The sequence below is a fragment of the Amphibacillus sp. Q70 genome, assembly GCF_052055485.1.
Classification (GTDB): Bacteria; Bacillota; Bacilli; order Bacillales; family Amphibacillaceae; genus Amphibacillus.
Genome location: NZ_CP197171.1, coordinates 2775412 through 2786428, shown reverse-complemented (window position 1 = coordinate 2786428; position 11017 = coordinate 2775412). Strand labels below are relative to the sequence as shown.

Annotated in this window: 7 protein-coding genes; all 7 read right to left on the bottom strand. The window is 34.6% G+C overall.

Going from position 1 to position 11017, the window contains the following annotated elements:
• Window positions 1-302: 302 nt before the first annotated feature.
• Complete coding sequence (locus tag ACS127_RS12380; protein ID WP_440895355.1) at window positions 303-764, bottom strand: site-2 protease family protein; 462 nt, start codon at window positions 762-764, stop codon at window positions 303-305.
• Between the two features lie 214 nt (window positions 765-978).
• Window positions 979-1824, bottom strand: coding sequence for a hypothetical protein (locus ACS127_RS12375; RefSeq protein WP_440895354.1), 846 nt, complete (start codon window positions 1822-1824; stop codon window positions 979-981).
• Window positions 1825-2117: 293 nt separating this feature from the next.
• A complete protein-coding gene (locus ACS127_RS12370; protein WP_440895353.1) occupies window positions 2118-2762 on the bottom strand; it encodes a response regulator in 645 nt (214 codons plus the stop codon).
• 43 nt (window positions 2763-2805) lie between these two features.
• Window positions 2806-5070, bottom strand: coding sequence for a sensor histidine kinase (locus ACS127_RS12365; protein WP_440895352.1), 2265 nt, complete (start codon window positions 5068-5070; stop codon window positions 2806-2808).
• Between the two features lie 23 nt (window positions 5071-5093).
• Window positions 5094-5234 carry a hypothetical protein gene (locus tag ACS127_RS12360; protein WP_440895351.1) on the bottom strand — a complete coding sequence of 47 codons (141 nt, stop codon included), beginning with the start codon at window positions 5232-5234 and terminating at the stop codon, window positions 5094-5096.
• A 447-nt stretch (window positions 5235-5681) separates the two neighbouring features.
• On the bottom strand, window positions 5682-6122 hold the full coding sequence (locus ACS127_RS12355) for a transposase family protein (protein ID WP_440895350.1): 441 nt from the start codon (window positions 6120-6122) through the stop codon (window positions 5682-5684).
• Between the two features lie 402 nt (window positions 6123-6524).
• The gene (locus ACS127_RS12350; RefSeq protein WP_440895349.1) at window positions 6525-10811 is read right to left on the bottom strand and encodes a PolC-type DNA polymerase III; all 4287 of its coding nucleotides are present in this window, start codon (window positions 10809-10811) and stop codon (window positions 6525-6527) included.
• Window positions 10812-11017: the final 206 nt, after the last annotated feature.

Here is an 11017-nt window from a genome sequence, read left to right as displayed (position 1 = left end):
TTGAATAATAAATGATTTTAATGCTTACTACCATTTAGAATGAATTGCTTTGTTTATACTTAATCAGATTATAATATATAAATATGTAAAAAAATACCAACCTGATCATTAATTCAGCTATTAACATCATGTCAACTAAGCGATTTTATCTATCCAAAAGGATATGGTGATTGGGAATCGCATGTCTATACTTTACAGCCATAGCGATTAATGATGACTGATACTATCAATGATCCATTCGGTTGTAGAGGCTACAGGCAATCAAATCTTAATATTTGATCACTTTCAACTTTCTATTGTTGTTAAAATTTATTTGTAAATAATCGAATGATATGTTTCCCGTCACTATCATAGCCATGGGGATACGTCATGGGAACTAATGCGCTCACTATTAAGGTTATCGTAAATCCGATATAATAACCCTTTAGGAAATGTCCCGGATCGTACTGATTAAAGATTAAAATCACAACGATTAATGTAATGATATTAAACAGAGCACCTCCTAAAAAAATTAAAAAAATAGCGAATTTATGATCTACCTTTAATGTGCGACGATCAAAATCAGCCAAACCAAATAGAAAGAAATATTTATTTATAATGATTTTTCCCCATGTAAGTTTGGGCTCACCTGTTCCAATGGATATATTTCTTATCTTTCCGCCAAATAACTTAACAAAAAATGCATGACCACATTCATGGATTAATATATTGATTGGCGAATAGACGAAAAGCCCTATGCAGTAACCTAGCATATCTTGCAGCATACACGCACTCCTTTGTGTTTTTCTATTAATTAACTGACTATCCTTATATATGAAAGGATAGTCAGCCATTTATTTCATATGGAGCATTTCCCACCCAATAATAATCTCCTTGATGATTTAAAATCCCCCTAAAGTATAATCAGGAAAATCCTTCACAAAACTCTCCCAATAAGCAAGTGATCATTCATCCATGAAACAGGTCAATCTAGTTAAATCATGGATAAAGCGGATATTTCTCCGTTATCGTCCTAAGATTCTTTGTATTACCCTCGATTAATATTTCTGACGGGTATCCAAGATAGTGTTCCAAAGTCATATCATATTTCGCATTAAATAACTTGCTTGTATCATGGGTATATTTAACCTTAATCCCGCCTTCTACTGGATCTAAGGTCTCTGGAATTGCGTACATATAAGTATGTATTTCATAAAAACCCTTTGAAGACGTATCGTCTGGGAAGTTGTGCATATAGCCATACTGTCCAGCTTGAACAGCAGTTAAAGCATCACATTGAATTCTTTTTCCTTCAACATTTTTTTCTAAAACATACATCCCATTTTTTTGCGGTTCTCCAAACCAATAAGGGTCAAGCACAATAGCAAACTTATCATTATGAATAGATACGCTTTCACTCCAAATAAATGAAGGATAGATAGCTATTTGTATTTTATCATCTACGTTTAATTCAAACATCACAACATAGATGGTTAAATCAGCTGCCGGAATTGTTTTCATAACAGAAATCATTTCATCTGTATGATCAAACAACTGATCCGTTGTTTTTTCGAAACCATCCTCATCTGAAAATGTTTGAACATGAATCGTTTTAAATGTTGCTGAATGATCCAACGTGTCATAAATCGTTTCTTTTTGCCCAAATGGAATTTGATCAATTAACGTTTGCTCCATTCCGACAGAAGTAAGAAAAGCATCAACTGTTTTTTCATCTTCTGGAGACCCTATTTCATCTTGCCCTGCTTTTTGATTGGACGGTGGATATAATAAGAAAAAGCTAATAAAAATAATTGCTAAAATTAAGAAAAGTAAGACTTTTTTCAATACTATCCCCCCATTGCTGTTAGTTAAATGATTCGTTCAATTTTTATGTTTGGGATTATAATCAGCAATCTATTTCATAGCCAAAGATTCTTTTTTTCACTAAAACATCCCTTAAATCAATTATATATCATCCCATTACAAAAATAACCGACAATCTCATGCGGTTTACCGTAAAAGTTTGTCGGGTATAAATAGAAAGATAGCTATATTTTTATCATTAATTATTTTTTCTACTAAAATAACTTTGCCTTAAATGTTCTTCTATCAGTAATTGTTGAAGATGAATTCGTCTCTCAAATTAGAACCTCAGGTATCAATCCCAATTTCCTACCCTTCTTAATCGCTTCTTGCCTTGAACTCACTTGAAGTTTTTTAAATAAATCTGTTAAATATCTCTCTACATTTCTTTTACTCATAGATAAATTTACTGCAATATCATCATTTCGCAAGCCTTCAGCTACCTGAAACATGACTTTCTTTTCTACATCTGTTATAGAAATTGTCTTACCATCTTTAAGTTGTACCTCGCTATCAGTCTGTCTGAGTTGGGAAATGAGTTCTGTTGGAATTAGAGAAAAACCTTCAGTAATGGACCAAACTGAGCGAATAAGTTGCTCTTTAGTATAAGTTTTACTAATAAAACCTGAAACACCTAGGTCAATCAAATGATTAAAATATGGTGAAATATCAAGCCCAGTATATATTAATATCTTAGCATTTGGATCAATTGATAAGATTTCAGTTGATAGTTGTAAACCATTTTTTTCAGGCATATTTAAATCAATGATGTAAAGATCATACCTTTCGTCTTTGGCAAGTTCCTTAACTTCTTGACTTGAAACAACCACTTTAACATTAAACTCTGGTTCACTAGCGAGCATTTGTTTTGTCCCTTCGCCAACGAGTTGATGATCATCAACAATTAATATATTAATCAATGCGTTTCCTCTCCTCTGTCACTCGATTATTTTAATCCACTTATTAGACATCAGTTATTGGCACTTTGGTAACCATTTCTAATCCCTTATTAGATTTTGGTTCAGTATGAAATAGAATCATGCCACCAAAACTTTCAATCCGATTTTTTATTCCAATCAGCCCCATTTGTTTTTCGACTTCTTGATGATTTTTTTCTGGTAGTCCTACACCATTGTCAAAGTAAATGAGCTCAAACTGCTCTTCTGTTATGCTTAATGTAATAGTTACTTTATCAGCATGCGAATGCTTGATTGCATTATTGAATAATTCTTGTATCGTTCTGAATATCATATGTTTGTATTCAGAGCTTAATAGATTTTCATTGAAAAAATCTGTTATTCTCATCGTGAATAGAATATTGGTTCTTAAATTACACTTCTTGACTAACTCTCTTAATGCAGCTTCTAAACCTACTTCCATCAAAAGGGGTGGAGTTAACTCTCGACATGTTTCTCTAATATCGAAAATGATATCCTCAAAATCTTGCTCCAACGCTTTTCTACTTGAATCCTTACTAAACAAGTGATTATCATCAATCTTTCGTTTTAAAAGAATCACCTTTTGGAGAAAAGAATCGTGTATATCACTAGCCAGTTTTTTACGTTCATTCTCTGACCAATTAAAAATTAATCGATTGATCCAATTTGACTGCGAGGCTTGATTTTGACTTAATTGAATCAATAAATCTTCAATTTTCGCCATATTTTCTAGTGACACACTCGTATAGTAAGCAAGTGTAGCAAGCCATTCATGTTCCTCACTGTTTAAGCGTCTTCCATCAGCAAGGGTACCAAAAAACAGTACATCATCATTGGCTTTTCGCCCAACAGTTATGCACCACGTCCGCCCTGACTGGATAATTTTCCCGACATGAAGTTGCTTTGGCTGTATTTTTTTCAAAAGGGCTTGGTAACTTTGTTCTGCAGTATCTAAAAGCCTTCCTTGATCCATTTGATAATACCTGACATCCTCTGCATTTAAAACATCTTCTATCTCTCTTTGAAAAGCTCTTAATATACTAACTGTATTATTTTGATCTTTTAAATGTTCACTAAAACGATAAAGACTTTCCTGATAATAATTTTTGTCAACGAATAAAGTAACTCTTAACCGCCTATCTAAATAATTTTTAACGTATAAACCAATTAAAAGAATACTAAATATGGGTATAAAAGATAGACCGAAAGTTGAGAACTGAAATTCCGGTTTCGCTAAAAGATAATAGAGCCCTGATAGCGGCAATGTAAAGATAAAAGCTAAAACAAGATAGTAACTCAATTGTTTAATATGAATTTTTATCAAGTACATTTTCCCAGTCGTTAATAAGTATAAAAAGATAATTGGGAGATAGAAAATAAAAGCAATCGATAATTCAGACCGAATAAAACTAGTATTTAAAATCAGGTTGGGAAGAGCATATAAAAAGGTGTATGGTGCAATAGCAATCATAAGCGTCCTTAACATCATACGATACATAGATTGTAAATCACGATCTTCTGTCTTGGCTAGCTTGAATCCTTTAAATAATAACCAACTAATAATAGTGATAATCATCATAAAGACCGCTAATAATACTTGCTTAGTCGGAAGTTGAATCAGTTCAAAAGTGACGCTGATAAAAATAAGCAGGGTAAAAAGATAGAGCCAATAGAGTATTTTCCTTGAGAACCATACGATGCCTTTTTCCTTCATATAATCATAGATGAAATGTAGAAACAAAATCGGAGCGATTAATAAGGTAAAATCTACTGTCATTAGACCAATTGGAAAAAGTTTTACCGATAAGCTTGAACCGAGATAACCCACACCTAATAGTTGCATGAAATAGATTAAGACAAATGCACTTTTATTTGTATAATTTCGATACAAGGTTAAACTCAACAACGTAGCTAGCACAAAGTATAAGATCGGCAACACCAAATAAAAGAGAACTTGTTGTAACGTAATAGTTGAATAATCAATTTGATAAGTCCTCTCCACCCTATTTCGATTAACTGTCATGGTTTGGGCTTGTTCGATTCTACTATATTGATCAACGATCTTATTGTTGGCTGGGTGTTCTCCATCAATCAATTTAATAACGTCTCCGGATTCAATTTCATTGCTCCATCCCCAACCCAGTTCAGCTAAACCTGTAACATAAAAATCATCTTGCTCGTTTTTCGCCACATGTATGCCCATATGAGGATTTGAGTTTTGAGAGATTAAGTAAACAGCAAATAAAATTGTTATAAAGATAAATAGGAGTAAGTTAATATTTTTCTTCATCATCATCAACCTTATATTTCGCTTCACAGGTTATCAACCGGACCAGAATTCAACTGAAAAGCTTTTAAGTCTATTGTTGTCACGTAAGATAATCTCACTTCACTCTTTTGAACTTTTTTTAATGTCTCTGATTTCTTTCTTAAATACAGTACGGCTGCTTGCATGATAAATGCCACCTTTAAATATATTATATCTGAAACATCTCGTTAATTAATAAATGCTAGAGCTTCAATTCAATCATTGTATTTATCGTTCCTACTAAAATAGTAGGAAAATGAGACTTTTTTTGCACACCGTAGAGCTTTTCTAAATTTATATGACATATGTCATATTATACTATAATTGATGGTAATTTGGTATAAGATAGGGGGAGTGAAGTATGAAAGATGTCGAGAGATTTCCAATTCAGAAATATCTGATTGGATCAACCTTATCAGTCGGCACCCCCACACCTGTCTTTAATACATCCACAAGAGGAGCTAGTTTTAACGACATAAGTCATTATATCGTAAAAAACGCATGCTCTCATTTTTTGGTTCTACGTCAAGTAACGTTGGTGAGGAATTTTAGCCAACATATATTTAGTTGTTTATCACGAATCAAAGTAGCCGTTAGGCTGCTTTGATTCGTGATTCTTTTTGGTTATTATTTAATGACTTTGTTTCGATTGCTTTGAATTTGAAATGGATCATAATGCGTTTTTTATAATTATAAAAGTTCCGATAGCTTGTTTCAACAATTGAGGTTTTAGCCATAAAACTACTCCGACACGCTTTACAGAAAAAACGCTGTTTCTTTAGTTTAAGAAAGGTTAATGAGGTACCCGCCATTGGCAAGGTAATCCTAGATGTTTGTTTCCCATTTCTAATCACGACGTAGTTTTCATTCTTGATCCCACACTTTTCACAATGGGTTGGGTCATAAGTCAATTCACCACTAATAAATTTACACGGCTTCCCGTTGTATTCACCGAGTGTCACACAACCAGGTGAAAAAGTTATATTTTCATCTTGAACATCGATCAGAAAGCTTATATCATTACAAGTAGACAAGTGAGTTCCCTCCCAGGATTATGGTTTTAGTCGACTTCAATTCTAAAGGGAAACTCACTTGTTTTCTATATTTAAATTTAAAAATATGAATCATCCATCACAAATTGATCTGCGACAAATCGGACGATTTGATGATTAGCAGTTAGCCGAACCGTAGACTCCTATGGGAACAGCACGCGTCCGAAGATCCGCTAAGAAAAGCTTTTTAAGCTTTTCTTAGCTAGCTGAGGTCGTGCCCATGGAACGCGAAGGTTCGGCTAACTGCGGGTTTATAACGTGAGTTATAAATGAGACAAATCATAAAATATTTAAATAAAAATATAGCGTCAATGAGTTCTGTTTTTTTACTCACCAACGCTATATATTGTACAACCCATTTTTTGAGAACATGCGTTAATGGATTTAAAACAATGATAGTTGATTTTTTTCTTCCATACCTGCTAAACAACCATGATTATCTAAATATTCAAGCACGGTTTTAGAGATACGACTTCTTTCTCGTAAATCTTCTTTAGATAGGAATTCGCCTTCTTCTCTTGATTTAACAATATTCAAGGCTGCGTTTGTACCGAGTCCATCGATCGCATTAAACGGTGGAATCAGTTTATCTCCGTCGACAAGAAAGTCTGTTGCACTTGATTGATAGAGATCAACTTTGCCGAATGAAAAACCACGTTCATTCATTTCTAAAGCAATTTCTAGTACAACAACCAAACTTTTTTCTTTCGGTGAAGCATCGTTTCCCTTAGCATAAATCTCTTCAATTCGCTGGCGAATCGCGTTTGAACCTTTGATCATTGTATCAAGTTCAAAATCACTTGCACGAACAGTAAAATAAGCAGCATAGAAAAAAATCGGATGATGAACTTTAAAATAAGCAATTCGAATCGCCATCAAAACATAAGCGGAAGCATGGGCTTTCGGGAACATATATTTTATTTTTCGGCATGAATCAATATACCAATCAGGGACATCATGCTTTTTCATTTCAATTACCCATTCATCTTGCAGACCCTTCCCTTTTCGGACAGACTCCATAATCTGAAAGGCTAATGAGGCTTCTAATCCCCGGTGCATTAAATAAACCATGATGTCATCACGACAACCAATAACGTCTGGTAACTTACAAATACCTTGATTAATCAATTCTTGCGCATTACCCAGCCAGACATCCGTTCCATGCGATAGACCAGATATTATGACAAGTTCACCAAAAGTTTTCGGATGAGTATCTTCTAACATTTGACGAACAAAGCGGGTACCAAATTCAGGTACGCCTAAGGTTCCTGTTTTACACATAATTTGCTCAGCTGTCACGCCTAAAACTTCCGGTGATGAAAATATTTTCATCACTTCTTGATCATCAGTCGGCAGTGTTTTCGGATCAATTCCGCTTAAATCTTGGAGCATTCTAATCATGGTCGGATCATCATGTCCAAGGATATCCAGTTTTAATAAGTTATCATGAATGGAATGGAAATCAAAATGAGTCGTTTTCCATTCTGAATTCCGATCATCTGCTGGATATTGAATCGGTGTAAAGTCATAGATATCCATATCCTCTGGAACAACAATAATCCCACCTGGATGCTGTCCAGTTGTTCGCTTCACTCCTGTACAACCTTTAACTAATCGATCAACTTCCGTATTTTTGATATGGAGGTTATGATCATTTCCATACCCTTTAACATAGCCATATGCTGTTTTTTCAGCAACGGTACCAATTGTTCCTGCTCGAAATACTTTATCTTCACCAAATAGTACTTTCGTATAGTTGTGTGCAGTTGGTTGATAAGTTCCTGAGAAGTTAAGATCAATATCGGGGACTTTATCCCCTTTAAAGCCTAAAAACGTTTCAAATGGAATATCTTGACCTTCTTTTTGATACGTCGTGCCACATTCAGTACAATTCTTATCAGGTAAGTCATAACCACTGGCATATTTACCATCATCAAAAAACTCATAATGACAGCATTTTGGACACAAGTAATGTGGTGGCAATGGATTAACCTCAGTAATTTCAGTAAATGTAGCAATTAAAGATGAACCGACTGACCCCCGAGAACCCACTAAATAACCATCATCCAGTGATTTTTTAACCAATTTATGTGAAATTAAATAGATAACAGCAAATCCATGACCAATAATGCTCTTAAGTTCCTTCTCCATTCGCTCAACGACAATATCAGGTAATTCTTCACCATATAATTGGTGGGCATAGTCATAGCTCATTTCTCGAATTTCCTGATCTGCTCCATCAATATTTGGTGTATAAAGATCTTCTTTAATTGGGCTAATGTTATCGATTTGATCGGCAATCACTTGGGTATTGTCAACAACAATTTCCTTCGCTTTCTTATCATCTAAAAAGTCAAAACAAGTTAACATTTCATCAGTTGTTCGAAACGGAACATCTGGCAAGGTTTGTCGACTAAGAGGATTAGCGTTTTGTGACTTCACTAAAATCTTCCGATAAATCTTATCCTGCTTATCTAAATAGTGTACATTGCCAGTAGCAACACATATTTTATTTAATCGATCAGCCAAATCAACTAAGTTGCGAATAATATCATATATTTGTGCTTCATTCTGAACAAGTTCACGATCAATTAATGGATAATAGTTTTCTGGGGGTTGCACTTCAATATAATCATAATATTCCGCTACTCTTTCAGCCTCTTCTGCTGATTTTTGCATCATCGTTTCAAATACTTCGCCTTTATCACAAGCAGAGCCAACTAAAATACCTTCACGATGAGCTGTGAGTTTAGAACGCGGGACCCGTGGCACTCGATAAAAATAATCGATATGTGCCAGTGAGATCAATTTAAAGATGTTTTTTAAGCCAATCTCATTTTTAGCCAGTAAAGTCGCATGGTAAGGTCTAGCCCTTTGATAGGCATTCCCCTCTCCCATATGTTTATTAAATTGATTGTGATTGGTAATTTCTTTTTCTTCAGCTTCTTTGATTAGCTTCCAAAGCAGATAAGCTGTCGCTTCAGTATCATAAATCGCTCGGTGATGTTGCGTTAGTTCAATACCATAATGTTTACACAAAATATTTAATCGATGACTTTTAAGCTGTGGCAATATAAAGCGAGCCAATTCCAATGTATCAATTACTGGATTTTTTGCTTTTTCCATCCCAATTTTTTCAAACCCTTGATTAATGAATCCCATATCAAAACTGGCATTGTGAGCAACTAAAATACCATCATCCATCCAGTCATGAAAATCTGTTAATACTTGTTCAACCTCTGGTGCATCCTTTAGCATCTCATCATTAATACCTGTTAAATCGATAATCGTTTGCGACAAAGGCTGATGCGGATTAGCAAATCGTTCAAATGTATCGATAATCTCTCCATTTTTAACCTTTACAGCCGCCAATTCAATGATCGTATCATAAACAGCAGACAATCCTGTTGTTTCAACGTCAAACACAACATAAGTTGCCTCTTGTAAATTGAGATTTGCTTCATTATAGGCAATGGGCACCCCATCATCAACTAAATTGATTTCGACACCATAGAGCATTTTGATACCATGTTTTAAACTAGCCGCATGTGCTTCTGGATAGCTTTGGGCAACAGCATGATCTGTAATAGCAATAGCAGAATGTCCCCATTTAGCTGCTCGCTCAACGAGATTCGAAGCGGAAACAACAGCATCCATTTGACTCATCATCGTATGACTATGTAATTCGACACGTTTTTCGTTCTCTTTGGCTAAATCTTTTTTCATTTCATGCTTAATTTCATTTAAATCATTTAACATCATTGCCAATTCATTAGAAAAGGTATCTGTTTGAATACTCCCACGAACTTTAGCCCATATTCCCGGTTTAACCGATTTAAATTTCTCTTGATCTTGATCCGTTCGAGAAAACATTTTTACGGTAAAGGAATCCGTATAGTCAGTCATTTTAATAATCAATAAATGACGTCCTGAACGCAACTCTCTTATATCAACATTGAAAATATAACCTTGTAGAATCACACGACGCTCTTCTTCGAAAATATCTTTCATTGGAATCGCGGGTTCTTTAATGGAATAGCCGATCATAACAGGTTCATTCTTAGGCTGTTTATCTTTTTGATTTGTTCGTTTATCTTCCATCGCTTGCTTAACGAGTAATTTGTCCTCTAAAGCCTTTTGCTCGTTAAATTTAGCCAAATGATCTTCCGCGGCTTCAGTGATGAACTCAAGTTGCCAGTGTGGTAAACCGTTTTTTCGACAATATTGTTTATAGGCTGGCGTAATGCGATTTTTAATCACTGTTGCCTCTGTTTCATTTCTCGTCTTAATCGTTAACTTTTGACCATCAACACTAGGTTTATGATTTTTTAATAAATCAGCATAGGCGGGTGACAAATTAGGCTCTAATTCAATAAAATCACGCCAATAATTGCACATGTCCTCTCCATCCAATGTCTGCTCATCATATACAATTGAGAAGTCTACTGCCGCAATTAAAGAAAAGGCTTCTTGTAATTTCAACCGAAAGAGTCGAAAGATTTGGATCGGTAATATTTTTTCGATCTTAAAATGGAAATACCATCGTTGTTCTTTTTTAAATACTTCTAACTTTTGCAATTGAGCTTGATTAAAGTAATTTTGTTGATCACTTTGATCTATTTTAATTTGCTCTAACAAAACTTTCATTTTTTCTTGACTGGATAAACTCATTTCCTTCCCTCCAGACGAGATAGATTTTCTACTATAAAACGAAACTTTAATCAGTGGGGACACTGATTGGGAGTGGGGCTCAGAATAAGTAAGGTACTTATTCTTGCATGATCAAATTTTATTGGCGATCGTCTAAGTCAAACGACGGCATTCGCCATAAAGATTTGGCGATGAGCCAAGTTTTGCTAATCTTGCAAATACGTCGT